Source organism: Cytobacillus sp. FSL R5-0377 (genome assembly GCF_038004385.1).
Taxonomy (GTDB): domain Bacteria; phylum Bacillota; class Bacilli; order Bacillales; family Cytobacillaceae; genus Cytobacillus.
In genome coordinates this window covers 4,474,127-4,500,033 of sequence record NZ_JBBORA010000001.1, presented here as the reverse complement: position 1 = coordinate 4,500,033, position 25,907 = coordinate 4,474,127, and the positions used below count along the sequence as shown (strand labels likewise).

Annotated in this window: 25 protein-coding genes; 8 read left to right on the top strand and 17 right to left on the bottom strand. The window is 39.5% G+C overall.

Annotated features, from left to right (window positions below; translation table 11 throughout):
- The first annotated feature begins 503 nt into the window (after nucleotides 1–503).
- Nucleotides 504–1,544, top strand: coding sequence for a GIY-YIG nuclease family protein (locus tag NSQ49_RS22950; protein WP_251284366.1), 1,041 nt, complete (start codon nucleotides 504–506; stop codon nucleotides 1,542–1,544).
- Nucleotides 1,545–1,594: 50 nt separating this feature from the next.
- On the opposite strand, the gene NSQ49_RS22945 is transcribed toward NSQ49_RS22950, so the two are convergent.
- The gene (locus tag NSQ49_RS22945) at nucleotides 1,595–2,653 is read right to left on the bottom strand and encodes a tetratricopeptide repeat protein (RefSeq protein WP_251284365.1); all 1,059 of its coding nucleotides are present in this window, start codon (nucleotides 2,651–2,653) and stop codon (nucleotides 1,595–1,597) included.
- Between the two features lie 207 nt (nucleotides 2,654–2,860).
- Between NSQ49_RS22945 and NSQ49_RS22940 the strand changes: the two genes are divergently transcribed.
- Entirely contained in the window at nucleotides 2,861–3,364 is a 504-nt protein-coding gene (locus tag NSQ49_RS22940) for a DinB family protein (protein ID WP_251284364.1), read from the top strand.
- Nucleotides 3,365–3,627: 263 nt separating this feature from the next.
- Here the strand turns inward: NSQ49_RS22940 and NSQ49_RS22935 are convergent, their stop codons facing one another.
- From NSQ49_RS22935 to NSQ49_RS22915, 5 genes are all read right to left on the bottom strand, one after another.
- Nucleotides 3,628–3,729: a putative holin-like toxin gene (locus tag NSQ49_RS22935; protein WP_222500437.1), complete on the bottom strand. Its 102-nt coding sequence runs from the start codon at nucleotides 3,727–3,729 to the stop codon at nucleotides 3,628–3,630.
- Nucleotides 3,730–4,042: 313 nt separating this feature from the next.
- Entirely contained in the window at nucleotides 4,043–5,005 is a 963-nt protein-coding gene (locus NSQ49_RS22930) for a DUF3231 family protein (protein ID WP_251284363.1), read from the bottom strand.
- A gap of 110 nt (nucleotides 5,006–5,115) precedes the next feature.
- On the bottom strand, nucleotides 5,116–5,580 hold the full coding sequence (locus tag NSQ49_RS22925; protein WP_251284362.1) for a hypothetical protein: 465 nt from the start codon (nucleotides 5,578–5,580) through the stop codon (nucleotides 5,116–5,118).
- Nucleotides 5,581–5,814: 234 nt separating this feature from the next.
- Nucleotides 5,815–6,981, bottom strand: a complete 1,167-nt coding sequence (locus tag NSQ49_RS22920; protein WP_251284361.1) for an MFS transporter — start codon at nucleotides 6,979–6,981, stop codon at nucleotides 5,815–5,817.
- Between the two features lie 191 nt (nucleotides 6,982–7,172).
- Nucleotides 7,173–7,736, bottom strand: coding sequence for a TetR/AcrR family transcriptional regulator (locus NSQ49_RS22915; RefSeq protein ID WP_341071391.1), 564 nt, complete (start codon nucleotides 7,734–7,736; stop codon nucleotides 7,173–7,175).
- A 227-nt stretch (nucleotides 7,737–7,963) separates the two neighbouring features.
- Between NSQ49_RS22915 and NSQ49_RS22910 the strand changes: the two genes are divergently transcribed.
- From NSQ49_RS22910 to NSQ49_RS22900, 3 genes are read left to right on the top strand one after another with little or no spacing between them, the layout of a single operon-like run.
- On the top strand, nucleotides 7,964–9,460 hold the full coding sequence (locus NSQ49_RS22910; protein ID WP_251284359.1) for a spore germination protein: 1,497 nt from the start codon (nucleotides 7,964–7,966) through the stop codon (nucleotides 9,458–9,460).
- Nucleotides 9,450–10,529: a Ger(x)C family spore germination protein gene (locus tag NSQ49_RS22905; protein WP_251284358.1), complete on the top strand. Its 1,080-nt coding sequence runs from the start codon at nucleotides 9,450–9,452 to the stop codon at nucleotides 10,527–10,529. The genes NSQ49_RS22910 and NSQ49_RS22905 overlap by 11 nt, the downstream gene beginning before the upstream one ends.
- A complete protein-coding gene (locus NSQ49_RS22900; protein WP_251284357.1) occupies nucleotides 10,529–11,641 on the top strand; it encodes a GerAB/ArcD/ProY family transporter in 1,113 nt (370 codons plus the stop codon). Before NSQ49_RS22905 ends, NSQ49_RS22900 begins: the two co-directional genes overlap by 1 nt.
- 65 nt (nucleotides 11,642–11,706) lie before the next feature.
- On the opposite strand, the gene NSQ49_RS22895 is transcribed toward NSQ49_RS22900, so the two are convergent.
- Nucleotides 11,707–12,135 carry an organic hydroperoxide resistance protein gene (locus NSQ49_RS22895; protein ID WP_285870509.1) on the bottom strand — a complete coding sequence of 143 codons (429 nt, stop codon included), beginning with the start codon at nucleotides 12,133–12,135 and terminating at the stop codon, nucleotides 11,707–11,709.
- A 223-nt stretch (nucleotides 12,136–12,358) separates the two neighbouring features.
- Nucleotides 12,359–12,802, bottom strand: coding sequence for a carboxymuconolactone decarboxylase family protein (locus tag NSQ49_RS22890; RefSeq protein WP_159864738.1), 444 nt, complete (start codon nucleotides 12,800–12,802; stop codon nucleotides 12,359–12,361).
- Nucleotides 12,803–13,022: 220 nt separating this feature from the next.
- On the opposite strand from NSQ49_RS22890, the gene NSQ49_RS22885 reads away from it, so the two are divergent.
- Nucleotides 13,023–13,514: an RrF2 family transcriptional regulator gene (locus NSQ49_RS22885; RefSeq protein ID WP_251284356.1), complete on the top strand. Its 492-nt coding sequence runs from the start codon at nucleotides 13,023–13,025 to the stop codon at nucleotides 13,512–13,514.
- A gap of 346 nt (nucleotides 13,515–13,860) precedes the next feature.
- Nucleotides 13,861–15,201, top strand: a complete 1,341-nt coding sequence (locus tag NSQ49_RS22880) for a D-serine ammonia-lyase (protein ID WP_251284355.1) — start codon at nucleotides 13,861–13,863, stop codon at nucleotides 15,199–15,201.
- Nucleotides 15,202–15,587: 386 nt separating this feature from the next.
- Here NSQ49_RS22880 and vanY read toward each other — a convergent pair whose 3' ends face one another.
- From vanY to NSQ49_RS22835, 9 genes are all read right to left on the bottom strand, one after another.
- Complete coding sequence (gene vanY / locus NSQ49_RS22875) at nucleotides 15,588–16,436, bottom strand: VanY-A/VanY-F/VanY-M family D-Ala-D-Ala carboxypeptidase (protein WP_251284354.1); 849 nt, start codon at nucleotides 16,434–16,436, stop codon at nucleotides 15,588–15,590.
- Nucleotides 16,437–16,531: 95 nt separating this feature from the next.
- Nucleotides 16,532–17,644 carry a sensor histidine kinase gene (locus NSQ49_RS22870; protein WP_251284353.1) on the bottom strand — a complete coding sequence of 371 codons (1,113 nt, stop codon included), beginning with the start codon at nucleotides 17,642–17,644 and terminating at the stop codon, nucleotides 16,532–16,534.
- Nucleotides 17,637–18,332 (bottom strand): vancomycin resistance response regulator transcription factor, VanR-F/VanR-M family, encoded by a 696-nt coding sequence (gene vanR, locus NSQ49_RS22865; protein ID WP_251284352.1) that lies wholly within the window; start codon nucleotides 18,330–18,332, stop codon nucleotides 17,637–17,639. Before vanR ends, NSQ49_RS22870 begins: the two co-directional genes overlap by 8 nt.
- A gap of 262 nt (nucleotides 18,333–18,594) precedes the next feature.
- Nucleotides 18,595–19,023, bottom strand: a complete 429-nt coding sequence (locus NSQ49_RS22860) for an organic hydroperoxide resistance protein (protein ID WP_159864756.1) — start codon at nucleotides 19,021–19,023, stop codon at nucleotides 18,595–18,597.
- Between the two features lie 325 nt (nucleotides 19,024–19,348).
- Nucleotides 19,349–20,062, bottom strand: coding sequence for a GntR family transcriptional regulator (locus tag NSQ49_RS22855; protein WP_159864759.1), 714 nt, complete (start codon nucleotides 20,060–20,062; stop codon nucleotides 19,349–19,351).
- A 107-nt stretch (nucleotides 20,063–20,169) separates the two neighbouring features.
- Nucleotides 20,170–21,573 carry a glycoside hydrolase family 1 protein gene (locus NSQ49_RS22850; protein WP_159864844.1) on the bottom strand — a complete coding sequence of 468 codons (1,404 nt, stop codon included), beginning with the start codon at nucleotides 21,571–21,573 and terminating at the stop codon, nucleotides 20,170–20,172.
- A 300-nt stretch (nucleotides 21,574–21,873) separates the two neighbouring features.
- The gene (gene celB, locus NSQ49_RS22845) at nucleotides 21,874–23,166 is read right to left on the bottom strand and encodes a PTS cellobiose transporter subunit IIC (RefSeq protein ID WP_159864762.1); all 1,293 of its coding nucleotides are present in this window, start codon (nucleotides 23,164–23,166) and stop codon (nucleotides 21,874–21,876) included.
- A gap of 26 nt (nucleotides 23,167–23,192) precedes the next feature.
- A complete protein-coding gene (locus NSQ49_RS22840) occupies nucleotides 23,193–23,525 on the bottom strand; it encodes a PTS lactose/cellobiose transporter subunit IIA (protein WP_159864765.1) in 333 nt (110 codons plus the stop codon).
- Nucleotides 23,525–23,836, bottom strand: a complete 312-nt coding sequence (locus NSQ49_RS22835) for a PTS sugar transporter subunit IIB (protein ID WP_159864768.1) — start codon at nucleotides 23,834–23,836, stop codon at nucleotides 23,525–23,527. The genes NSQ49_RS22840 and NSQ49_RS22835 overlap by 1 nt, the downstream gene beginning before the upstream one ends.
- A 441-nt stretch (nucleotides 23,837–24,277) precedes the next feature.
- On the opposite strand from NSQ49_RS22835, the gene malX reads away from it, so the two are divergent.
- Complete coding sequence (malX, locus tag NSQ49_RS22830) at nucleotides 24,278–25,867, top strand: maltose/glucose-specific PTS transporter subunit IIBC (protein WP_251284351.1); 1,590 nt, start codon at nucleotides 24,278–24,280, stop codon at nucleotides 25,865–25,867.
- Nucleotides 25,868–25,907 lie beyond the last annotated feature (40 nt).

The window sequence follows — 25,907 nt, the reverse complement described above, 5'->3', positions numbered from 1 at the left end:
ACCTCTGGAAAATTCTGAATATTCATGACACTAGTGGTTTTTTATATAACTTTTTTACTAGGAAAATTTCGATATTTTAAGTTAATTATGTATAGCATATTGATTAGCATATTGACGGACACTTTACAAAATGGGTTAGATTGATCCTGTTGGTCCAGATCCTGTTCAATATCCTTAAGTCAAAAAGAGATTGGCTCCGATGTCAATTTCGATTGTTTATTAACTCAATATTTTTCCAAGCAAAATAAGCAACTTACTGTTTAAGTTGCTTAGAAACATACTATTTTAACGCATAGACTCCGGCTGGGGGCACAGTTTCCGCAAGATCTTAGACTAATAACAGTTGTCCTGCTTCTCCCACTCCCCTTTATACCATTAAGAGAAATAGCTGCCAAATCCCATCCCATGATAAAATACTACTATACTATCTAGTAAAGGAATGAATCCCTATTAATCTCCCTGATAAGGTAAAAAACCTGCCCGCAACTCCAGGCGTCTATCTGATGAAGGATTCCCAGGGTCAAACTCTGTATGTGGGGAAGGCGAAGAATCTTAAGAATCGTGTCCAGTCTTATTTCCGGAACTCTACCAATCATTCACCAAAGATAAAAAAGCTGGTCAAACATTTAAGGGATTTTGACTATATCCAGACAGATACCGAATTCGAGGCTTTTATGCTTGAATGCCAATTAATTAAAAGCATAAAGCCGCTCTATAATCGAATGATGAAGAGTCCGCAGTCATTCATTTATATCTCGATTGGTCTTATCGGCAATCACCGTAAGATTGATATTGTCTTTGAACCCAATGAAAATGACGGCAAGGTTTATCTTGGCCCTTTTACAAGCCGAAGAAATGTGGAAAGAGCTATCCGTGCGTTAAAGGATTGCTTTAAGCTGAATTGCAGCAATCCTAATGGAACAAACTCAGCCTGCCTGAATTATTCCTTAGGCTCATGCCTTGGCCGGTGTCTTGGAGGGCCTGCGGAACAAGAGTACAATGACATTTTGAACAGGTTTATCGGTTTTCTGAAGGGCACGGACATGAGTATCCTAGAGGACATGAATCAAATGATGCTGAATGCCTCTGAAAACTTTGAGTTTGAAGCGGCGTCCGCCTATCGGGATCATATACAGGCAGTAGGCTCCCTGCTAAATAAAGAAAAAGTGCTCGAATTCACGGAAGAAAACCATAATATCGCAGCGATTGAAAGTTTATCAGATTCAACCTTTAAACTTTTCCTTATTAAAAGGACAGATATTCTGTTCAGCAAGAGCTATGCAGTAGGAAATATCGAGGAGAAAATAAAAACGGACATTTTAGCTCATTTTAAAAATAATGAAGCACAGGCCGCTGGAGAGATTAGCAGACATGAAATCGATGCAGCACATATTATTTACCGTTATTTACACAGCGGCAGCTGCTCTTATCTCATAATACCGGAAAACTGGCTGGTTTCTGAGAATCATGCAGCCCTGGATCAGGCATTAAATAATTTACTCAATGACCTTCAACACATAGAGCCCCCTATTCATCATGAATAAGGGGCTTTTTACAATCCGATCTAGCAGGCAAAGGAGACTAATCAAACTGATCAGTTCACATACTCATTCGCAAACGCATCATCCACCCTGAAAAGGACAGTATATGGATGGATATCACTAATATAATACGCAGGCTCTCCCCTGTGTTCCGCTGCATCAATGATCTCTGGTATATCAAAATTCCGCAGCTTTCCCCTGAGCCTTTCAATGGATTTGGTGAAGGTGCTCTTTTTAACCTCCCCATCACTTCCGGTTCTTCCAAAGAAATCCCGCATGGTGATTCTTGTACATGGATTCTCCCTGCTGGAAGACAGCATAAAATGTCTGATCATATTCGCCTCTGTTGGGGTAATGATGGGATCCTGCCCATTTAATAGGAGAATATTTTCCCGGTCATTAAAGTACAGAACCAGCTCATCAGCTTCACTGTTTCCAAAGATGTTTTCACACTCTTCCTTTGAGCAGGTTTCAGTATTGTTTTTTGTGATTTTGTAGAAGGCGTGGTTATGCAGGTAGGATTCGTTGGCTGTTAATGCTTCAGCTAACGGGGACAGCTCTGCTTTAGGAAGCTTATCCGGATATGGAAGTTTTTCCATCATCTCATAGGTTTCGTTCGCAACATGCAGCCCGCTGTTGGCCAAATAAATATGGGCATGGAATTCCTGCTGCTGATTGAGGCTGCAGCTTGGGTCACCGATCAGGTGCTTGCTTAAGGCCTGCTGGAAATAGCGGACAGCCGAACCGTACTTGCCATGCTTATAAGCGAGGCAGCCGAGACGGTAATACGCAATTGGCAGCTTTTGTTCCACTCTAATCGCTTTTAAGAGTGATTCCACCGCATCCCCATCATCCTTGAAGTGATTCATTTTTAAATAGGAACCATATTTAATAAGTGTGGATACAAGCAGTCTCTTCGTTTGCTTAAGGGCGTCATCGTAGTAAGGGCCATTATTTTTGGCCAGATTGGTAAGCTTTTTAAACATTGTTTCATAGAGGATCACCAGCTGCATGTAATAGCCGTAATCGCCTTTTTCGCCGTTTTCATGCATATCATGCTCCAGTTCTTCCAGCGCATCAAGGGTTAAGTCTTTTATCTTTAACGTTCTCATTTTTACACCCCAATCTATTCAAAACGTACCATTTTACACCTTTCACTATATAGAAATCAGCCGCCAGTTTCGCGCGAATATTGTCGAATGAATTGTGAAGATTTTGTAACAGTTCTATGTCTTGCTTCTCCAAACTGACAAGATGAGCTCCTTGAAAAACACGAACAAATGTTTTATAATTTAGTTCAATGAACGGAGGGATACTTTATGTACGTGACAGTCTCAGACTTTATTAAAGAGTGGAACAAAGAAGCACAGCTGACTCAAAACGTTTTAGAAGGTTTAACAGATGAATCCTTAAAACAGCAGGTTTACCCGGAAGGACGCACATTAGGAAGAATTGCGTGGCATTTAACAGCAAGTATTCCGGATTATTTAGCTCACTTCGGAGTAGAAGTGCCGAAGAAAGAAGATGAAGAAAATGTGCCCGCTTCGGCAAAAGAAATTGCGGATACATTCAAAAGGCTGAGTGAGGAAGCGGCTCAGGCTATCCAGCAGCAATGGACAGAGGACACATTGAGCCAGACACAGAACGCATTTGGCAGAGAAGAAACCAATGCACAAATTTTAATGGGCTTAATTAAACACATTGTGCATCATAGGGGGCAATTGACGATCCTTATCCGCCAGGCAGGGTTAAAGCCTTTTGGGGTTTATGGCCCGCCGAAAGAGGATTGGGTTCATTTAGGTGTGGACACTCCCCCCCTATAAAACGTTCAGCTTGTCGAGCGATTTTCTTAGCATAATGAATCTTCAGGATGTACATAGGAAGAAGTCTGCTTGAATAATCAGAACACTTGATGAATAGAATGTATTAGTATATTATTTAAATAAGAACACAACATAAAAATAAAGACTCGGGTGCTGTCACACCCAAGTCTCCATCTTAGCTACTCCGCAGTATAAGTTTGCGGTGGCTGAGGTCGCGATATGAAATGACTAGTTCCACGACCCGACGGCCAAATCAGGGTGGGCTAGTCGTTTTTATTTTTGCCTGATTGTGCTGCGACAATAATAGTGACGACTAGAGTAGCGAAAGCAATCATAACACTTAGATCATCATTCGTTACGTACACGACAGCACCCCCTTCCTGACCTCGGGGGTAGCCACCGCTCCCATACCCTGCCTTGTAGCTATTCTATATTATACCATAATTGGAACTTATGTTCTAATAGTGCCAAATGACCAAAAATGTTTTATAAAATATCTCAAAAAACACTGATCATAATTGAACTCTTATGTCCCTTATTATCTTCAGCAAAATAACCCCTATTCTGACACCTGGTATAAGAGGGAAAGTGAAAAACGCTCGGAGATTGCCGAGCGTTTTTTAGTTTTTAGATAAGCAGTTTTAGACATCATTCAGAGTTTTCAGGCTCTCCGAACATCTAACTATCAATTGACCTATTGGCTACCGGGGGTTCATTAAGCCAGTCTTTCCTCACCAATAACTTAAACCCTTGCTCTGAATAGCTTTCTACCTGTTGAATTAATTCCTTTAGTCTTTTCACGTGACTTTTTTTATAACTGGAAACCACAGCAGTTTGCAGATTGCCGATTCCGATTGGATTCAAGAACATAATTAAGTTAGCCATTAGTTTATCTGAAAACGGTGATTTATTCACCTTATTAACGTGAGCTTCCAGTCCGGTGGTTGTCGGGACACCGTTTTCTCTATATATTTCGGATAAAACATCGACATGATGATACGCCAATTTGGTTCCATCCTCCAAAAAACTCTTGGTATCTCCATCCTTTGCAACATCCGAAAAAGCAGTACATAATGCTAAGCCAACATTATTACATTGAACTGAACCAAACATACTTGCTAATTCTACAGCATTAAGCGGCCTCTGCTGGGTTGATGCCACTTTAAATAACCTGCTTTCTCTGCCTTCAGCCTGTTGGTATGAAAAAGACTTGTTTTGCAGCAGGCCTTTTTGCTCCAGCAGATTTAAAATAGAAATGTCAATTTGCATTAACCTATTGAGTATTTCTTTATAGAAATTCTTAACTTCTGGGACGATTAAGTCTGTATATTGAAAAGAAAGGACACCCATTCCATTACTGGTTATATGCTTAATTATTTCTATCATTAATTGATCAGAAAATATCTTTTCTGAGGGGCTATGTAAATCATTTTCACTAAAAAACGGTGTAGCATTTAATCCATTATCAGCCAGGAATTTTGAAGCCTCTTTTTCCTGAAATGTTGAAAGTGTTTTAATCTCATTTAAAACTTCCTTCAAATCAGGATCTTCAGCAGTTTCAATCAGATTTCCCAAAAAAATATTGACCATATTCGAACTTGAATGTAAGTACCAAAGAAAACCTAATTCGGTTAAATTCATTTAAATGCCCCTTCACAAATTTTTTCTTTTCTTAGTTTGTAATTGAAACTGGTAATTATTCATGACATTGCCTACTATTTAAGCCTTTACAATAGTAATGGCACCCCTGTTTAAAAGGGTTCGATATTTTTTTTCCTTATTATCTTCATTAAAATAAGACCCACACTGACACCTGGAATTACACACAAAATGGGCAGCCAAATTGGCCCTAATAATACTCCAAAAAGCTTAAAAGTAGAGGAATATATACACCCCACTGTAACAAAGTAGGCAGAAGATACAAACGGCAGAAAAGAATAACTGTTCTTCCCTCCACCCGCATCCTTATAGGAATCCCACATAGCAAAAAAATACAAACAAGGGTAAAACATCAGCCACAAATAATCAGTTTCTGCAATTGCCTTTTCAATATCTCCATGAAAACTTAAAATAATGACCCCGTTGAAATTCGCCTGCACATTTATAAGGAACTCTAAAAATACTATAACTATTCCCTTTATTAATTTTCCATTTAAAAATTGTCCAAAACCGGGCAGTGCAATACTCCATAATAGCCTTTCTATAGATGTTGCCATTCTATTCTAGCCCCTTACCATATCTCTTTTGTATGTGTCCTTTTAAAGAGCAGCAGCCTGTTGCCATCTATTAATTGACGGAAGTTTACATTTACTATTACTCAGCACCACATTTATTATGTAAGGACTCTTTTCCAACTAAACTCCCATTTGGGAGAAAAAAAGCTGCCGTATTGGCAGCTTGGTTTCAATCACTCATGATTAAGTTTAAACGTCAGTAATAAATTCTTTATATTATACCGAATAAGTGCGGTTAAATTTGACAGAATAGATCAGCACATAAATAACAATAATGGCGGCAAACAGATTCAGCACGATCAGTGAATGGTTCAAACTGAAAAACTGAGTAAGCACTCCTACTCCAATTACGGGAACGATAAATCCTGAGTAGGCACACAAATAAAAAACCGAAATGACTCGCGTACGTTCTTTTGGCTCCGGCAGCTGTCCGGTGAGTCGCAAGGCAATTTGAAAAGCCCACCCGCCCCCGATAGACTGGATGAAAATGCCTGACCAGAGCAGCGGCAAACTTGATGTTAAACCAGAAGAAACAATAACCCATGACCCTATTGCAAGAAGCAGGATGCCGAATCTCATACGTGTAATGGGGTGACTTGGCCAAGGAATGAACTGAGCCAATGCTGCACCACTGAGAAGCGCAAAAATGATTAATCCTGACACAGATAGGTTCGACGTATGAATGACATTCTTTGCAAAATTAGGAATAAGAGCAAACGCGATTCCTTGGATTGTGAAAACTGTGAAGATAGGCACTCCGGCCATTGAGAAAAATGGAGAACGAATATTGCTTGGCACACCAAGTGATATCTTAGTTTTTCCAGGCATATGTCCTTTGGGAACAGTGTCTTTAGGAACTGTTTCCAGCACGATTAATGAGATGATGAGCAGAGCAAGCAGAATCCAAAAGGGCAGCTGGAGTGGCATGTAATGTATATGTTGGACGAGCAAACCCGCTATAGCTGGTCCCAGACCGAAACCAATAAGAATCGTTACACCTGATAATTTAAGAGCTGCACTTATTTGACCGGGAGAAGTTTGCTTTATTAGAAAAGCAGCAGCTGTACCTGTAAAGGCTCCGTATGCGATTCCTTCCAATGACCTGGCGACATAGAGCATCCAGGAATGATTGCCAGCCAGAAAGATCAATGTAGATGCGATGGAGATCCATATACTGATGCGAACTACCCTTTTAAGTCCCCAAGTGCTGCCTATTTCTCCCGCGATTAACAGGGTCGGCAACAAGAAAGCCGCATAAATGGCAAACAAGATTGTGATTTGCAGACTGTTCAGCCGGTAAGCTTCACTATATAAAGGGAATAACGGGGTGATAAAGGTAGCCCCGCAAGACATCAATAATGAAACCAATAGCACTCTTTTCACTGAGGAAATCCCCACTTTCAATTATGAATTTACTTACTAGAAGGTAAGTTTGAATCGTAGTCTTTCCAAATTTATTAATTCTGCTGGCACTTATTTAAATCCAGCAAAAGCTTCTTATATCACAATTGAAATTCACCCTCCCTAACACTTACTTACTAAAAGGTAAGTAAACTTCCTTAAAAAAACCGTTTCTACGGTTTTCTTAAGAATCGATTTAACTGATTTACTACTTCTGCTAATACATTATCTCCCAGAACACGTCTGTATAATAATGCGCCTTTTACACTTGATAATAATGTTGCCGCCACTTGATTGACATCATCAGAGCTATTTATGACATTTGCCGCTTGTGCCTCCGCAACTAATTCCTTCATTACTCTGAGCTCCAGCCTGCTGACTTCTTTAAGCTTTTCTTGTACTGCAGTTGGCAATGATTCATAATCCGTCTGCAGTGAAGAAATAGGACAAATTTCAATACATTCAAATCTTTGAGCCTGCTGCTCGATGAACTGCTTCAGTTTCTCTTCAGCGGGAGCCGGCGAATTTTTAATTAACGTCAAAGATTCCTGCAGTTTCAATAAAATACGCTCAGTAACTGCGACCCCTAAATCCTCCTTTTTCTCAAAGTGATAGTGGATGCTTGCTTTGGTCACGCCAAGCTGTTTAGAAATGTCATCATAGCTGAAGGCTACAAACCCTTTTTGCTGTATCAATTTAAGTGCTAAGTCTACAATCTGTTTTTTTCTATTTTCCATACTCCGATAGTAACTTACTAATAGGTAAGTGTCAATATGGAAGGCCAGAGTTAAAATCATCGCAATATGAAAAATATCATTTACTCCATACGCATACGGTTTTTTTCCTTTTTCCTATCATTTAAAGATGGTGACTAATACCATGCCTTAATAAAAATGTTAAAGTGCATACAATTTTTGATAGTAATAATAATAAGTAGTAATACATGTTGGGGAGTACATTTTTTATGGTAATGGAAAAAAGTAATATGAGACCTGCAGACGTAGTGAAGAGAGCCAAAAAGTCATCTGATTTTAAAGAGATTCAAAAAAACCTTTCCGGAATCAAGATTTTCATTTTATACTTCACTTCACTAATCGATCACAAGACGATGGAGCATATATTTCTTCCATATATTAATGAGTGCGAAAAAAAAACTGACCAGGCTTTTGATATGAATCAATTTAAAATTAGCCTGCCGCTTGAAGATGTTATTAGCACGAAAGAAGCAAAAGAGATCGAAGAAAAAATACATCAGGGTTATATCTTAATAAAAATTGAGAATACAACTGAAGATTATTTATTAGTGAATGTAAGCAATTTATCTAAAGGCATAAGAGAATCTAACGAAACTGAGAATGAATTTAATGTTATCGGCCCAAAACTGGGTTTTGTTGAGAGTCTTGATACGAACATTCTTTTACTTCGCACAAAGGTAAAATCTCCTTTATTAACAACTAAAGAGATCGAGCTGGGCACGCTGTCAAAAACAAGAGTAATGATGGTTTATTTAGATGGCATTACAAATGAACAGCATATAAAATTTGTTAAGAAAAGGCTCTCTGAAATAGATTTTGATATTATTTGGGATACTTCTGCTTTAATCCAGCTAATCAAGGAAAATTCTTATACGCCTTTTCCGCTTTACTTTTCTTCAGAGAGGCTGGATCGAATATCATATTCACTCACTTCAGGCCAGGTCGTTATCTTTAGTGATGGTTCACCATACGCAGTATCAGGACCTACTACCATATTTGATTTTTTTCTCTCATCCGAAGATTATTATTATAACTGGATCATCGGGTCTTTCTTCCGTTTTACACGAATACTTGCAATCATCTTTTCAATCTTCTCTACCGCCATTTATGTTGCGGTTATGACGTTTCATTATGAGGTGGTGCCTGCAGATTTACTGGGCCCGCTAATAGAGTCCAGAGCAAACGTTCCATTTCCGCCGCTGCTGGAGGTTCTTTTTTTAGAATTGACCATTGAATTATTAAGAGAGGCAGGAGCCCGATTGCCTACTAAAGTAGGACAGACATTGGGCATTGTTGGCGGTATTGTCATCGGACAGGCTGCTGTTATGGCAGCACTGACAAGTAATATCTTATTAATTATTGTCGCTTTATCAGCTTTAGCTTCATTCACAACACCAACTATCGTTATGTCCAATACCATTCGAATTTTAAGATTTCCCTTTATCATCCTATCTTCATTCCTGGGCGGGCTGGGTATTATGATAGGTTTTGCCGTGCTGCTATGTCATTTGTTTAAATTAAAATCGTTTGACACTCCTTACATGGTCCCTTTGCATCCTTTCCGCAGCAATAGTCTTATGGATAGTATCATAAGGCCGCCTTATACTAAATTAAACAAAAGGCCGGAATATTTGAGACCTAAAGATAAAATTAAATATTCACCAAAAGAGAGTAACAAAAAGAAGGAAGATATTAATGACGAATAACACATTTATTAAAATGGGAATTGTTGCTCTAATTCTAATCCTGACTGGATGTGTGCCTCACAATATTATTAATGAAGTCTCTCTGATGCATAATGTAGGATATGACAAAGAAGATGAGATGCTAAAGGCAAGTGTTGTTTATCCAAATTATGCCGAAAGTGACAATCCTGCTTTAATCACAGCTGCTGCTAAAAATCCATCCAGTCTGCAGGAAGAACTTAGCCATAAGTCTCAATTTCCATTTGAAATAGGTCAAGTACGAGTAATGATATTTGGGGATCAACTAAGCAGAGATGGTTTAGCTTCTATATTAGACCCCATTTGTAAGGATCCAAAAATCGGCATAGTAAGAATTGTTATTACAGATGGAACTCCAGATTTAATACTAAGTAAAACACTTAATGAAAGTCCGCTATTCTTAATGGATTTGATTGATAAAAGTATTGAAAATGAAGGAATTCCTGAGTCTAACTCCCATGTAATGTATGACCAGTTTTTTGGAAGTGGAATTGATATGTCCTTTCCAAATCTGACAGTTGATTCTAAAGGTAAAATTAAAGTCGATGGTATGGGGATTTTTAAAGGTGAAAAATTAGCATTTAGGATTTCCGAAAAAGAAACCTTCTTATTAAAATTAATGACTGATAAAAACAAAAGGGGAGTATACAGTTTTGACCTGAAAATGCATGGACACAAAGCTAATATTGGGGTCAGAACGAACTATGGAAAACACAAGGTGAAATTCATCAAGGAAAACTTCGGGGAACAAGTTAGAATAAGCCTTAATTTAGATGTAGAACTTGATGCTTTGCCTGAATGGATCAATTTAGAAGATGAAAAGGATCTTAAATTATTTAAAAACGCCGTACAGAAATCAATTTCAAACGATGCTGAAATACTACTTAGGGATTTTCAGACAAATGGTGTAGATCCTTTAGGTTTAGGAAGAGTGTATATAGCACATCACAGAAATTATTCTGAACAGAGCTTTTACGATAGGATATATCCTAATATGAAATATGAAGTAATTACAAAAATTACAGTCAGGCAAACTGGGGTGGGAAATTAGTGACCGTAAAAGTAGAAAAACAATTTCAAGTTTCGGCTTTTTTCACATTTTTTCTCATTCATTCTTCACAAACTGGAATTGGTATCCTAAATTTTCAAAGCCAGGTTATTAAACATGCTGAGCAGGACGCCTGGATTTCTTTAATTATAACCTGGGTTACCACCCAAATCATACTCTATATTATTTTTAAGCTATTAGGCGGGGGAACTAATGATTTAGTAGCTATTCATCAGTATTGCTTTGGAAAAGCGGTTGGCGGCATAATGTCTGTCCTTGCATTGGTTTATTTCTGGCTGGCTTCTTTGACGGTCCTCCGTGCCTATATTGAGGTCATCCAAATATGGGTGTATCCTTCCATAAAAACATGGCAGCTATGCTTCGTTTTCGGACTCACATTTTATTATATTATCTCAAGCGGCTTCCGCAGTTTAACCGGCTTTAGTTTCTGGGGAGTTATATTGCCTTTTTTCTTGTTCTTTTTAATCTACTTCCCATTGATGCATGCGAATTATATTTACCTGCTCCCCGCCTTCAGTCATTCCCTCAGTGAGCTATTTTTATCTTCTAAAGGGTATGCCCTGCTTTTTCTTGGTTTCGAGTGGATCCTGATGTACTATCCCTTCCTTAGGAGTTCAAATAACAGAGATATTTCAAAATGGGCGTATCTTGGCAATATATATACTCTCATTGTGTACCTAATTATAACAATAATATCATTCTTATACTTTAATCAAGAGGTATTACAGCATTTACCTTGGCCCACTCTAATGATGGTTAAGATCGTTAAATTCTCTTTCCTGGAAAGATTTGAATATGTATTCATCTTTATTTGGCTGTTAGTGATCATATCCCCTATATGTATTTCTTTGTGGGCATGTACAAGAATCGTAAAAAGGACTTTCTCAATTCCTCCTAAAGCGACTTTGCTAGTCTTACTGTTTGCACAGATGATTGTTTCTGTATACCTTCAGGAATTTAAGAGTATTGATTATCTGGCCAATTTTACTTCTAATGCGGGAATTGGGTTTGTATATGTTTATCTGCCGCTCCTTCTCACTATAAAATGGATTAAAAGCCAATTTATGAAGAATCGGTTAGACAAAGGTTTATGAAAAGTAAAAAAAGAGTGCCTATCTTGTTGAAAGATAGGCACTCTTTGAGTAATTCCGGAGACTAATTAACCAACTACGTTTGAAATAACTTCGATATTACCTTGAGTTGCTTTGGCATAAGGACACACCTTATGAGCTTCCGCAACGACTTCTTCTGCCACACTGGTTTCTACGCCCTTTACAGTGATATCCATTGTAATGGCCAGTACATAGCCATTATTCGCATCCTTGCCAAGTGTAACATGTGAAGCAATATTGATCCCTTCTGTTTTAATGTTCTTTTTCCTAAGGACAGTCCCCATGGCTCCCTGGAAGCATGCGGCAAACCCTGCAGCAAACAGCTGCTCCGGATTGGTTCCGGCTCCGTCCCCTCCTAATTCCTTTGGATATCTCAAGTCTACATTCAGATTATTATCGTCAGATACCGCTTTGCCATCTCTGCCGCCTTGAACATTTACAGTAGCCGTGTACAATTTCTTTTCTATTTTCATCATTTTAGAACTCCCCTTTTATAATGGATTAGTAATTTTTGCTGCGATATTACCACGAGTAGCTTTCGCATTAAGGGAAAACTTTATGAGCATCAACGACTATTTCTGCCAAGTTAGTTTTGGACTTTCTCTTTGTCCGAAGGCGGATTTTTTACTTATTAGAAGGTAAGGTAATTTTAAAAAGAGCATCCTCGTTTATAAATTATGGCACTATCTGTTGAAATTATTATTTTTCAGTTGCTACATTCCCCATCGCAATAGAAATTCTATTCCAGCTGTTGATTTGATTAATGGTTAGAACAAGGTCAATATATTGCTTCTCATCATAATGTTCACGTACCCGCTGATAAAGCTCATCTGGCACACGTTTTGTCGGGATTAGAGTTATGTGCTCTGTTAATTCAAGAGCTGCCTTTTCTGCTTCAGTGTAAAACGTGCACTCTTTCCATGCACTAATGCAATATAAACGCTGTTCTGTTTCTCCCATTTTTCTCGCATCAGCTGTATGCATGTTAATGCAATAGGCACAGCCATTTATTTGAGAAGCCCGAATTTTAATAAGCTCACGAAGTTTACGGTCTAATCCTGTTGTTTTCGTATACTTCTCCATTTCCATCATTATTTTCATTGCCTCTGGTGCTAAATTGTAATAATCAATTCGTTGTTCCAATCTCAATTCCTCCTTAAGCTGATTCAATATATAATTGAACCGCATTTTGAAATTCAAATCATGGATAACATCAATCGGCGATTGATATACTCTATAATAAATTGTATACTTTATTATGTCAAACCACTTTTCTTGTTAATTAGTGCCAATTGAATATGTTTGACAATGGTGTAGAAAATTCTTAAGATAAATTAATCTCATTTATGAAGAGGTGTGAGTCATGCAATATAGTATTGGGGTTGAATACGCACTTCATTGTCTTGTATATCTAATTGATAATACAGAGGATTCTTCCATCGGAATAAAGGAACTTTCCACCTTTCAGGGGATTTCCGAAACCTACCTATCAAAGATATTCAGTAAATTATCTAAGAAAGGGATTGTTAGTTCAGTTCCTGGAGTTAAGGGTGGCTATAAACTCGCTAAATCTCCAGAAGAGATATCTTTTTGGGATGTAATTGAAGCAGTTGAAGGTCCAAAGCCTATTTTTCAATGTAAAAACATTAAAGATAATGGTTATTTGTATAGAGAAAATATCTGCTCCCCAGGTACATCCTGTACCATCAATTTAGTTATGCTCTCAGCAGAAGAAAAAATGCGTGATTTCCTGCGGAGCAAAACACTTTCCTGGTTAAATGAAGAACTGGATCGTGTCTTGCCAAATCAAACGCGTGAAGAAACCCGAAAATATTTTTCAAAGAGCAGCATGTAGTACTAAATTAAAAGGCAATATCAGTCTATATCACACACTTTTAGACAACAAAATCACACAGAAAAACGCAGAGGTTACAGCTAAACTCTGCGTTTTTTCGATTATTCAATGATCTTCTCTTCCATTTACTTACCTATCTTAGTTGAAAATCTTGAGAATTGAAGGTTAAACTAGATTCCCATCGAATACATAACTGAACAACCATTATGGATGGCAAGGGTATACACTTAAATGCCAGAGCTCATTGGCTGGCCCTCCTCAATAAAAAATTTAAATTAAAAGTAAGATGAAAGAATGGAAAAATTCAGAATTGCATTATTGCACATTATTTAGGAGGATTAAACAAATGAAAGATTTACAAGGATGGAAAGACAAATATCCTTTACTAAACAAACTAATATCGACAGAAGAGGTTTTTTGGATCAATCCTAATCTAGAGAAATTTCAATCTGGAATTAAAAAATCTCCCCTTACTCTAGAAGATGTAAAGGATGCAGAGGAAAGGCTGAATCGTTTTGCACCCTTTATCTCTAAAGCTTTTCCTGAAACAAAAGAATCCCATGGTATTATAGAATCTCCTCTAGTGAGAATACCTTCAATGAAAAAATCCTTAGAACAGAATTATCAGCAGCCTATTCCGGGAGAATTATTATTAAAATGCGATAGTCACCTTCCTATATCCGGATCTATTAAAGCAAGAGGCGGGATTTATGAAATTCTCAAGCATGCAGAAAAATTAGCTATTCAACATCAATTGTTAACCCTTGAAGATGATTATTCGATTTTAGATAGTGAAAAATTTCGGACATTTTTCTCACAATACTCAATCGCAGTAGGCTCGACTGGAAACTTAGGACTTAGTATTGGCATCATAAGTGCAAAGTTAGGTTTTAATGTTTCTGTACATATGTCGGCTGATGCAAAACAGTGGAAAAAAGATTTGCTGAGAAGCAAAAAGGTCAAAGTTATTGAATATGAAGCTGACTATAGTAAAGCGGTAGAAGAAGGCCGATCCCAAGCATATAGTGACCCAGCATGTTATTTTGTAGATGATGAAAATTCTCACGACCTATTTTTAGGTTATGCAGTGGCTGCATCTCGATTAAAGAAGCAATTAGAAGAGTTAGGGGTAATAATTGATAAAAATCATCCTTTGTTTGTTTACCTTCCATGTGGAGTAGGCGGCGGTCCAGGAGGCGTAGCTTTCGGTTTAAAATTATTGTTCCAGGACGATGTTCACTGTTTTTTTGCAGAACCTACCCACTCACCATGCATGCTGCTCGGCTTAATGACTGGTCTTCATGATAAAGTTTCTGTCCAAGATATTGGCATTGATAATCTTACAGACGCTGATGGGCTTGCTGTAGGAAGACCATCAGGGTTTGTTGGTAAAACTATTGAGCCGTTTTTAGGTGGAAATTATACTGTTAGTGATGAGCTGCTTTATAAGTTATTAAAGGAACTAGCTGATACAGAGGGTATCCAGTTAGAACCTTCTGCACTAGCCGGACTGATTGGACCAAGTAAATTATTTAACGAAGGCAGAGATTATTTAAAGATGAATGGTTTGACGGAAGCAATGAATAAGGGTACACATATTGTTTGGGCGACTGGTGGCAGCATGGTTCCTGAAGAAATGATGGCACAATATTATCAAAAAGGCTTGGAATTAGCGTCGGAGAAATAGAAGTAATATAGACATTGGAATCCGGAACTGCCGGACAGCCAGTGGGACATAAACAAGCAATAACCGGCATATAATGGATTGTAACTGGGAGAACCTTAAACCTCTCCTTAGTCCTGGTGAATTTCAGCCAGAGGGCGACAAAAGGTGAATCTTGGTGCATGGGTGGGCGAGTTACTAATGATCCACCCTTTTTTAATTCTCATGGATATTCTCTCTTAACCTATTGTGACACTTTTAGAAATCAGAAGGATATTTACTTAGATAGAAAAGGAGATCCGCAAGATGCACGGATCTCCTTTTAAATTAATAGCTCAAATTTAACGCATAAAAAGCTGCAGCAACATTGCTTGTTGGAATAATAGCTAATGCTGCCGGATACCCTGAATTCATCCCGTTACAGTCACAATCACGCCATCCATATTGTTGCCTGAAATCTCATATTGGCGATCCTCCGGTACATTAATCGTGCCTGTCTTGGATAAAGGGTAATAAGTAATCGTGTATGTTTCTCCATCAATTTCAGCAGAGATTTGCTTTTCTTCTTTTAAATACTCTAAGTATTCTTCTAAAACGTGATTCTTTTCCTTCATAATTGCACTATGAGGCAGGCCGACATAGCGGATATGCCAAGGTTCATATTGTATTCCTGTTATGTCTGTCTTGTCCTTTGGATAGCGCAGGATGAACCCGTATTTCCATGCATTTTCTTCAATCCACTTGCCTTCAGGTGCATGCGCCATTTTTATTTGCGTGGAACCTACATCAAGCGATAACCCTACATTATGCTCGCTATATCCGGCTGGCAGCGCATAATCAGAACCCATCTCCTGATACAGCATACTTTGCTCGTCAAACCCACGAAAGCCGCTGGTGATGGAGAAATTGCGGACCCCTTCTTTTTTAGCGGCAGCGATCATCTTAGAAAATTCCCGTTCCACAGCCTCTGACAAAAGAGTGTCTCTGTTTAGCACAGTATAGTCCCTTGTCCCTTCATAGGCCTCAGACAGATTGATGATGTCTGATTTCACACTTTGCGGGTGAACCGGATATTGATCATTCACTAAAAGCAGATTTCCTTGATAGATTTGTTCTTCCTCTATTTCTTTTTTATAATCATTAGTAGAGCTGCTATCTCCTATTTTCTTTTGGATCTTAACGTCTGGTTCAAAAAATGAGTCCAGGTTTACGAATGTCAACCCTATGAATACGACTAGTAAAAAACCCCACATCTTCATTTTACAGCTTCCTCCCTATTCTTCCTTGATTTAAGAATAGGAAAAACTATTTAAATAAAGAGTAGGGTAAAGTTTAAATTTTTCTTAAGTCCTAACTAATCTTCATTACTTGGTTCACTTTCTAGTGGCAGACGGACTTCAAAAATAGTCCGAATGACGTTACTTTCTGCGGTAATAGTACCATTATGCTGCTCTACTATATTCTTCGCTATGAACAATCCCAGACCAGTGCTGTCTTCCTGATGGGTACGTGCTTTATCACCGGTATAAAACATATCAAATAGATGTGGAAGCTCATCCGGAGGAATGCTGTCCCCGTAATTCACCACTTGAACGGCCACTTCATCCCCATCAATGGTTCCGTTAATATCGACATACTGGCCTTCATACCCATAGCGAATCGCATTGGTTAGAAGATTTTCAAATACACGCGCGATCAGTTCTCCATCAGCCAAAATGGGCAGATGAGGGATGCAATCAATACGGGCAGTCAAATGATTCTTTTTGAAGGCAGGATACAATTCTTCCTTCAATTGATTAAGCAGGTCCGTTAAATTAAAACTCTTTTTTTCAACTGGGAGCATGCCATAATTCATTCTCGTCATTTCGAATAATTCATCAATCAGTTTTTCCAGACGCTGTGATTTCGTATAGGCAATGGTCATAAAGTGCCGGACTTGTTCTTCAGTCAAGGTATTGTCCTTTAGGATTAAATCTAAATAACCCAGCACAGAAGTAAGCGGAGTCCTAAGATCATGCGCCAGATTTACGACCAATTGATCCTTGCTGCTTTCGGAAAAATCTCCTCTTTCAACCGCTTGTCTCAGTTTTTCACTTGCCAGGTTAATGTCATTGGCAATATCCCGAAATTCATCATTGGACTCTATGTGAACATGATGCGAAAAGTCCCCCCTGGAGAGATGATGAATTCCGGTTGAGATTTCGTTAAAATAGATGGAATACCGCTTTGTCAGCAGGTAAAAAAATAGAAACGAAAGCGGGATAAACAATAGTAAAAAGACGTTAATGTCGCCAATTTGTGCTATCAATAGACGATAGTATTGCAGCCTGTCCCCATACTGGACATTCTCGTGATAGTATAATTGCAATGCTTTAAAGACAATAAACGTGATAAGTCCGGAAAAAGCCATACTTAAACTAAATAGCAGAATCATCTTTGACCGAAAGCTTCGCACCAGTTTACCCATTGAACGAATACCCGACTCCCCACACGGTTTTGATCCATTTGTGGTTCTGTCTGTCTCCTTCAAGCTTTTTCCTTAGCGTACGAATATGTACCATCACAGTATTGCCGCTTTCAAAATAAGCTTCTCCCCACACCTGCTGAAAAATATTTTCCACACTGTACACCTTCTTTGGATGACTGGCCAGTAAATATAAAATGTCAAACTCTTTCGGTGTAAGGTCGATGGATTCGCCATAGAGGGTTACTGAGCGCTGATCAGGTGTAATCACTAACCCGCCATATTCCAGATAGTTTTTAGGGTCTGCTTTCGGCTGATTCAGCTGTTTAAAACGCCGAAGCTGCGCATTTACACGGGCAACCAATTCGATCGGGGTGAATGGTTTCGTCATATAATCATCTGCTCCAATGACCAGCCCCTGTACTTTATCGAAATCAGATGTTTTGGCACTTAAAAAGATGATGGGCATATTATGCTTCTCACGAATGCGGCGCGTTACCTCATACCCATCCATCTTCGGCATCATGATATCCAAAATCAGCAAATCAACCGGCTGCGTCTCAACAACCCGGACCGCTTCCACGCCATCTGAAACCTTAATCACACGATACCCTTCTTTTTCTAAATGAATGGCAACCAGATCCGCAATGTCCTCCTCATCATCCGCAATTAAAATTGATATATCTTTCATCTTTCCACTCCTAAAAAATGATCATACTTCAAGTAAATCATGACCTATTCATTTTCTATTATTTCCTATTTTTTTTCAAAGAAATAGTCATATTATGATAGCCATAAAACTCAAACACCTGAAGCAGCAGTAAGAAGAGGCCCCCTAAAAATTCATTTTACTAAGTGTACCTGTTTTTTTTTAATGAAATGGTTTTAAATCAAAATAAAAATGCCTATCTTTTTTCAAGATAGACACTCCATATGTGAATACTTTAGAATGATTACCCAACAACATTTGTTACAACTTCGATATTCCCCTCAGTTGCTCTTGCATAAGGGCAAACCTTGTGTGCTTCCGCAACGATTTCTTCTGCCACGCTGGTTTCAACGCCCTTTACGGTGACATCCATGGCAAGGGCAAGAACAAAGCCATCGTCCGCATCCTTTCCAAGCGTAACTTTTGAATCAATATTAATGCCGTCAGCTTTAACTTTCTTTTTCCTCATAACCGTGCCCATGGCTCCCTCGAAGCAAGCAGCAAAGCCTGCAGCGAATAGCTGCTCCGGATTGGTTCCTTTTCCATCCCCGCCTAACTCCTTTGGATACCCCAAATCTACATTCAGATTATTATCATCAGATACCGCTTTTCCTTCCCTGCCGCCTTGAACATTTACAGTAGCCGTGTACACTTTCTTTTCTATCTTCATCATTTTGACAAGTCCCCTTTGCGTGATAGATTAGTTTTCATTCGTTTAGTGCTCCTGGTACTAACTTATAGTAACTATTCGCTGTTCCAATCTATTCCCCGTTAAGGAGTCATTAAACAAAGAATTGAACATCATAGAGACGTACAAAGGCATTAAGAGAAGTACAACAGACCTAGAAAGTTCTGTAAATAATGTAATTTAGAAATACAAAAGGAGCAGATTAGCCTGCCCCTTTCTCAAAAAAAGTTCTCCAAAACATTATTTAAGCTTTACTTCCGGCACCAGCTCTAATGCCCCTTGGCGGCCTCAACAGAAATGCCCCTTACTCCTATCGCTTTATATTCACTGTTGTGACTTCGAACTTATCGTACCTATGCCGCGCAAACGAGTACTCAAAAGGAACTCCATTATCCAGGAATCCCACATGCTCTACCTCAAGGATTGGATCATCTGCCTTGCATTCCAAATATTCCTGATCCAATTCATCCGATTTGCAGGCTCTGATTTTCCGATGTGAACCTGCAATGGTCAGTCCTAACTTCTCCTTAATATGCTGATAGATGGAACTATAAAGGACATCATCCGTAATACCGGTAATCAGCGTTGTCGGCATGTAGGTTTTTTCAAGTACATAAGGCTCTTCTTCCACAAACCTTAAACGGATTAAATAGTATACCGGGGTTTTCCTGTCAATTGCCAGATGGGAGGCAACTTCCTCGCTCGGAAACTGAACCTCAAACTTAATCACTTCACTCGTCACTTTTTTATTTTTCAGCAGGCCTGTCAGCCCGGCCGCTTCATTACCTACTACATTCACACGGCCATTTTGGATGGCTGACTTTACAATGAAAGTCCCATGTCCTCTCTTTCGGTATAGAAGACCTTCAAGTACTAAAATATCAAGTGCACGCTTCATCGTCATCCGGCTGCAGCCGAATTCCTTCGCAAGCGTTATCTCATCAGGAATCGGTTCATCAACTGAATACTTTCCGCTGCTGATTCTCTCCCTGACTTCCGCAGAAATAGATTCATATTTGGTCATAACTGATCCACCCTAAATAAATATATTGGTCTTACCTTAACATTATAAATAGAATATATACTAATTTGGCTAATTACCCAAAAAAGATGGTCATATGACCATCTTCTTTAGAAACCATTATGTTCAGATACAGTCTTAAACCATTGACCGCTTTTTTTAATCGTCCGTTCTCCGTCTTTAGCCAAATTAACGGATACAAATCCGTAGCGATTTTTATAGGCGTTTGTCCATGACCAATTGTCCATGAATGTCCAAAGATGATACCCTTTCACATTCGAACCTTCCTGATGAGCTTTATGGACCCATTTTAAGTGTTCCCGAATAAACTCAATCCGATAATCATCCTGAATGACGCCGCTCTCATCGCGGAATTTTTCTTCCCCTTCTACCCCCATGCCATTTTCAGAGATAAAGCATTCAATATTTCCATAGTTGTCTTTCAAATTGACAAGGATATCATATACCCCCTTCTCATAAATTTCCCAGCCGCGATGAGGATTCATTTTGCGCCCTGGCATGACGTAGTTATCAAAGAATCTCTCCGGCATGAAAGGCGCATCCGGATTTGGAAGGTTCTCTTTTGCTTTCACACGTCTCGGCTGATAATAATTCACACCCAGTATGTCGACTGTATTGTCTTTAATCAGCTCTAAATCCCCATTTTCCACTGCAGGCATAAATCCTTCTTCCTTTAAGATCTGAACAAGCTCCTCAGGAAACTCACCTTTTACAGAAGGGTCAAGGAAGGAACGGTTGAAAAATGCATCCGCAAGAACAGAGGCTTTAACATCAGCCAGGTTCCGGCTTCTTGGATAGGAAGGAGTCAAATTCAGGATGATGCCGATCTTTCCGCCTTGATTCAGCTCCTTATAGACCTTAATGGCTTTGGCACTTGATAAAATGGTATGATAGGCTACCTGAACAGCTTTCCCAAAATTGATTTCATTTGGATAATGAAAATCGTAAAGATATCCGCCCTCAACTGGAACAATCGGCTCGTTATGGGTAAACCACTTCTTCACCCGGTCTCCAAATAGCTCGAAGCAGGTTTTCGCATATACCTCATAAGCATCTACTACGTCTCTGTTCTCCCAGCCCCCCAGCTTCTGCAATTCCATCGGCATATCGAAATGAAATAAATTAACGAAAGGCTCGATGCCATTTCCAAGCAATTCATCGATTACACGGTTATAAAACTCAACGGCTTTTGGATTGATTTCCCCTGTTCCATTGGGAATGAGCCTTGCCCATGAAATTGACAGCCGAAAGGAGTTGTGGCCGATTTCCTTCATTAATTTAATATCTTCTTTGTATTTATAGTAAAACTGCGAGGTGTTCTCCGGCCCTACTCCATCAAAAAAGCGGTTGGGTTCGATTTCATACCAATGGTCCCAAATATTCTTGCCTTTTCCATCTATATCTGCTGCACCTTCCGTTTGAGTGGCTGAAGCAGAAGACCCCCACCAGAACCCCTCAGGGAAACTGTATTTGATTTCATTATTGCTGTTCATGCTGGTCATATGAAACTCTCCTATTCTATTCATTTATTTATTTTAAAGTATCATTTTGTATAAATTGTTGGTTATTATGATAATTGCAGTAATGGGTGCTCAAGCATTCTGCAGGGTATCACCTGTCCCGCTGCTCCCCCAGAGTCTCGAATCTTCCGCTGCAATGAACTCTGTAAATAAAATTCAACTAGCAAGAACCGCTGCAAAAACAGCCTTTAATAAAGAAGAGCAGTAGAACCGGTCCAGCAGATGGTTATGCTGCTTTTTCCGTTACACCTGCCCTTTTCATTTATTTTTCAATTATGCAGCCTTGCTTTCTTCTTCCTCTTTTTTCGTATTTATTCGATCAATGGCTTTCAGGAATGGGAACCAGATTGAAAATACAATTGCCATATTCACGAGCTGAAGGATTCCTCCAGCCAAGGAATTTGTGGCCATGATGCCATTGATAAAAACCGGAACTGTCCATGGAACCGAAACGCCTGTTGGCGGCGGCACAAGACCAGAGGCCGTGGCAAAATAGGAAACTAACGTAACCACCATTGGCGCTAAAATCCACGGGACGATAATGACAGGGTTCATCACAATTGGCAAACCAAAGATGATCGGTTCATTTACATTGAATAAACCAGGTCCAAGACCAAGCTTTCCGACCTGCTTCATTTGCCTGCTCTTCATAAAGAACAGAATGGCCAGAACAACGGCAAGTGTCATGCCTGTACCACCCATGCCAACTGTATAGATCTCAATAAAAGGCTTTGAAATAATATGAGGAACAGGCTCACCTTTTGTATATGCCTCAAGGTTTTCAATCATTAATGTATTCCAGATCGGGTCCATCACCGAGTTGATGATGATTTGGCCGTGCAAACCGAAGAACCAAAGGATTTGAATAAAGAAGATGGCGATCAGCGTCGGGATAATTCCGCTTCCCAAGCCAACAAGCGGTGCCTGGATGGCTTTGTAGATAACATCATGCATATTCGTGCTGAAGCCCAGAGTAACAACGATATTGATCCCTAAAAACACAGTTAACGTTAAAACAGCCGGAATAAGGGCAGCAAATGACTTCGCAACTGCCGGCGGGACACCCGGAGGCATTTTAATGGTAATATTCTTTTGGACAATCCCTCTGTAAATCTCTGCAGAAAGAAAGGCCGTTATCATTCCAAGGAACATTCCCTTTGCACCCAGGCGATCTACGGGAATAACTCCCTGTATCGCTTCTCCGGTCTCAGGCTGAAGCACAAACGGCGTCAGCAGCAGGAAGGATACTAAAGCAATGGCTCCCCCAAATATCGCTTCCACATCGTAGCTTTTTGACAGATAATACCCTATGCCAAACACAACAAAGATGGACATGATGCCCATTGTAGCCGATGAAGCGTTTCCAAACATCCCCCGGAATGTGTTAAGTGCTTCATCGCTCATCAGCTTATCCAGGAATGGCAAATTGGTTAATACGACAAAGATGGACCCAAAAATCGTCAATGGAAATGCCAGCATAAACGCATCACGAAGAACAGCTAAATATCGGTTGTTATTTAACCGGCCAGCAATTGGCACCAGGAATTTGCTCAGCTTTTCAAACATCACTTTCCCTCCAATACCTATTAAAATCAGATACTTTTTTTCTTGAATAATTCAATTAATTCTTTTACTAATTCTTTCATGGTCAGCGTGGACATTAAATGATCCTCCGCATGCATCAATAACAATGCAAAATCAACTTTTTCACCAGAAGCTTCTTTTTGGACCATCTTAAAATGGATACCGTGCGCCTGCTTTAAGTCCTCTTCCGCCTGAAGCAAGAGACTGTCTGCCTTCTCAACCCTATCCTCACGATACTCCCTCAGTGCTTGCAGTATTTTACTTCTTGCATTCCCGCTATGAAGGATGAGCATGAAATTCACTTGCTCTGCATTAAGGTTTTCTAACTCAGCTAGTTCCATTACTTATCCCCCATCAGCTTGCAAGCTTGTTCATACGCTTTTTGGCCATCTGCCATTCCATAGGCCATCATATCGATGACATCCACCTTTATGCCATATTGATTCGCTTCCTTCTGAAATTCCTCTTTAAGAAAACTCATTTGCGGGCCAATCAGCACAACATCAGCCTCCGGCATCTCCCTTTTGGCCTGATCCTGACCGACTGCCCAGATTTTCGCTTCCTCACCAATCGATTTTGCGTGCGCTTCCATTTTCGTTACTAAAAGGCTTGTTGACATTCCTGAGCTGCAGGCTAGTAGAATTTTTTTCATGACTATCAAACTCCTTAAAAAATTTTAGTAGATTAGTTAAATGAACCGCTTACAGTTCCAATTATAAACAAATTATTTTAAATGTCTATACATTTAAAATAAAAATACGAACATTTATTTCGATCATTTCAAAGAGGAGTTTCCAAACAGTACCTTTTTCACCTCCTTTACTCGAGCACGCTTCTGACTTCTTGGAATATTTTTGGTTCCACTGCATCCTTCGTCCGCCAGTTGATTCACTTCAGCGACTCCCAATACTTTGATCTAATCTTATAGTCTTCTTTTATATTAGAGATTCCTCCAATTGTCTCAGTCCCATCTTTGTATTGCGCATACAAAAATTGTATACAGCTACATTCCCTATGAAAGCGATTGCGAACGAGCTGATATGGAAGTAAAGTTAGGGTAATTGTTCAACATCTACGTCAAGGGGGTTAAGTAATGAATACGAAGGTGAAGAAGTCTTCAAGCGGGTGGGAGTTTTTCCAGGGGCTTGGAAAGACATTTATGCTTCCTGTTGCACTTTTAGCATTTATGGGATTGCTTTTAGGTATCGGCAGTTCGTTTACAAGTCCTGCAACCATCGAAAATTTACCTTTTCTGGATCATAGCGTGATTCAGGTTGTCTTACGCTTTATGTCAATGGTTGGCGGTTTTGCTTTTACTTATTTGCCGCTTTTATTTGCTGTAGCGATTCCGCTTGGATTAGTCCGCTCTGAAAAAGGGGTCGCCGCTTTTTCAGGTCTTATTGGTTATATCATGATGCATTTATCGATTAATTTTTACTTAACAGAAACAGACCAGCTTGCCGCTGCAGATGTGATGAGACAAGAAGGTCAAGGGATGGTCCTTGGCATTCAGAGTCTCGAGATGGGTGTTTTAGGCGGGATTATCGCGGGTATTCTTGTTTATTTGCTGCATCAGCGCTTCCATACGATTAAGCTGCCAAATGCCTTTGCCTTCTTTGGAGGGGTCAGATTCGTTCCTATCATTACTTCTATTGTCATGTCAGTCGCAGGTATACTCATTCCAATGATTTGGCCATTGTTTACCATGATTATAAATGGAATAGGGTCAATGATAAGCAGTGCCGGAGTGTTCGGTCCATTCCTATTTGGCGCCGGCGAACGATTGCTTCTTCCATTTGGATTACATCATATTTTAGTAGCCATGATTCGTTTTACAGAAGCTGGGGGAACCATGGTGGTAAATGGTGAGACTGTTTCAGGAGCGCTCAATATCTTCTATGCCCAGCTGCAAAGCGGAGAGCCTATCAGTTCTTCAGCAACAGCCTTCCTATCACAAGGGAAAATGCCGACCTTTATGTTTGGTCTTCCAGCGGTTGCTTTAGCCATTTATCACACAGCAAAACCAGAGAATCGCCAAAAGATTAAGGGGCTGCTAATCTCAGGAGTCATTGCTACTTTTGTAACGGGGATTACCGAGCCAATTGAGTTTCTGTTCCTGTTTCTTGCACCAGCCCTATATGGAATCCATGTGGTATTAACTGGACTAGGATTTATGGTAATGGCCCTTCTTAATGTAAAAATCGGGAATACCGATGGCGGAATTTTGGACTTCTTTATTTTTGGAATCCTGCAAGGAGCTGAATCAAAATGGTATTTGGTTGCAGCAGTGGGATTGGTTTGGTTTGCGATTTATTATTCCGTTTTCCGTTATGCCATTGTCAAATTCAACTTAAAGACTCCAGGCAGAGAAGATCAAACAGAAACTGAAGGATCGGCTGCACCAGAAGGCATCGACGGAAAAACGAGCAGCCAGGCAAAAGAATTATTATATGCCTTAGGTGGTGCAGAAAATATTATTTCGCTTGATAACTGTATTACCAGATTACGGCTTGTGGTTGATGATATTCAAAAAATCAATGAACCGGCATTGAAGAAGAATGGTGCACTTGGCGTGATTAAATTAGATGCCCATAATCTTCAAGTGGTCATTGGCCCACAAGTAAATCATGTTCGAGTTGAGATAGATAAGCTTATAGACATTCATGAAGTGAAAAGTGGATGAGAAATCTCTCATCCCTTTTTTCATCTTACGCAGCTTTGAA

Excerpts from the sequence above, each read along its gene's own strand:
- NSQ49_RS22950 (WP_251284366.1), top strand. The coding sequence starts at position 504 with ATGAAGGATTCCCAGGGTCAAACTCTGTATGTGGGGAAGGCGAAGAAT.
- NSQ49_RS22945 (WP_251284365.1), bottom strand. The coding sequence starts at position 2,653 with ATGAGAACGTTAAAGATAAAAGACTTAACCCTTGATGCGCTGGAAGAA.
- NSQ49_RS22940 (WP_251284364.1), top strand. The coding sequence starts at position 2,861 with ATGTACGTGACAGTCTCAGACTTTATTAAAGAGTGGAACAAAGAAGCA.
- NSQ49_RS22930 (WP_251284363.1), bottom strand. The coding sequence starts at position 5,005 with ATGAATTTAACCGAATTAGGTTTTCTTTGGTACTTACATTCAAGTTCG.
- NSQ49_RS22925 (WP_251284362.1), bottom strand. The coding sequence starts at position 5,580 with ATGGCAACATCTATAGAAAGGCTATTATGGAGTATTGCACTGCCCGGT.
- NSQ49_RS22915 (WP_341071391.1), bottom strand. The coding sequence starts at position 7,736 with ATGGAAAATAGAAAAAAACAGATTGTAGACTTAGCACTTAAATTGATA.
- NSQ49_RS22910 (WP_251284359.1), top strand. The coding sequence starts at position 7,964 with ATGGTAATGGAAAAAAGTAATATGAGACCTGCAGACGTAGTGAAGAGA.
- NSQ49_RS22905 (WP_251284358.1), top strand. The coding sequence starts at position 9,450 with ATGACGAATAACACATTTATTAAAATGGGAATTGTTGCTCTAATTCTA.
- NSQ49_RS22895 (WP_285870509.1), bottom strand. The coding sequence starts at position 12,135 with ATGATGAAAATAGAAAAGAAATTGTACACGGCTACTGTAAATGTTCAA.
- NSQ49_RS22885 (WP_251284356.1), top strand. The coding sequence starts at position 13,023 with ATGCAATATAGTATTGGGGTTGAATACGCACTTCATTGTCTTGTATAT.
- NSQ49_RS22880 (WP_251284355.1), top strand. The coding sequence starts at position 13,861 with ATGAAAGATTTACAAGGATGGAAAGACAAATATCCTTTACTAAACAAA.
- vanY (WP_251284354.1), bottom strand. The coding sequence starts at position 16,436 with ATGAAGATGTGGGGTTTTTTACTAGTCGTATTCATAGGGTTGACATTC.
- NSQ49_RS22870 (WP_251284353.1), bottom strand. The coding sequence starts at position 17,644 with ATGGGTAAACTGGTGCGAAGCTTTCGGTCAAAGATGATTCTGCTATTT.
- vanR (WP_251284352.1), bottom strand. The coding sequence starts at position 18,332 with ATGAAAGATATATCAATTTTAATTGCGGATGATGAGGAGGACATTGCG.
- NSQ49_RS22860 (WP_159864756.1), bottom strand. The coding sequence starts at position 19,023 with ATGATGAAGATAGAAAAGAAAGTGTACACGGCTACTGTAAATGTTCAA.
- NSQ49_RS22855 (WP_159864759.1), bottom strand. The coding sequence starts at position 20,062 with ATGACCAAATATGAATCTATTTCTGCGGAAGTCAGGGAGAGAATCAGC.
- NSQ49_RS22850 (WP_159864844.1), bottom strand. The coding sequence starts at position 21,573 with ATGAACAGCAATAATGAAATCAAATACAGTTTCCCTGAGGGGTTCTGG.
- celB (WP_159864762.1), bottom strand. The coding sequence starts at position 23,166 with ATGTTTGAAAAGCTGAGCAAATTCCTGGTGCCAATTGCTGGCCGGTTA.
- NSQ49_RS22840 (WP_159864765.1), bottom strand. The coding sequence starts at position 23,525 with ATGGAACTAGCTGAGTTAGAAAACCTTAATGCAGAGCAAGTGAATTTC.
- NSQ49_RS22835 (WP_159864768.1), bottom strand. The coding sequence starts at position 23,836 with ATGAAAAAAATTCTACTAGCCTGCAGCTCAGGAATGTCAACAAGCCTT.
- malX (WP_251284351.1), top strand. The coding sequence starts at position 24,278 with ATGAATACGAAGGTGAAGAAGTCTTCAAGCGGGTGGGAGTTTTTCCAG.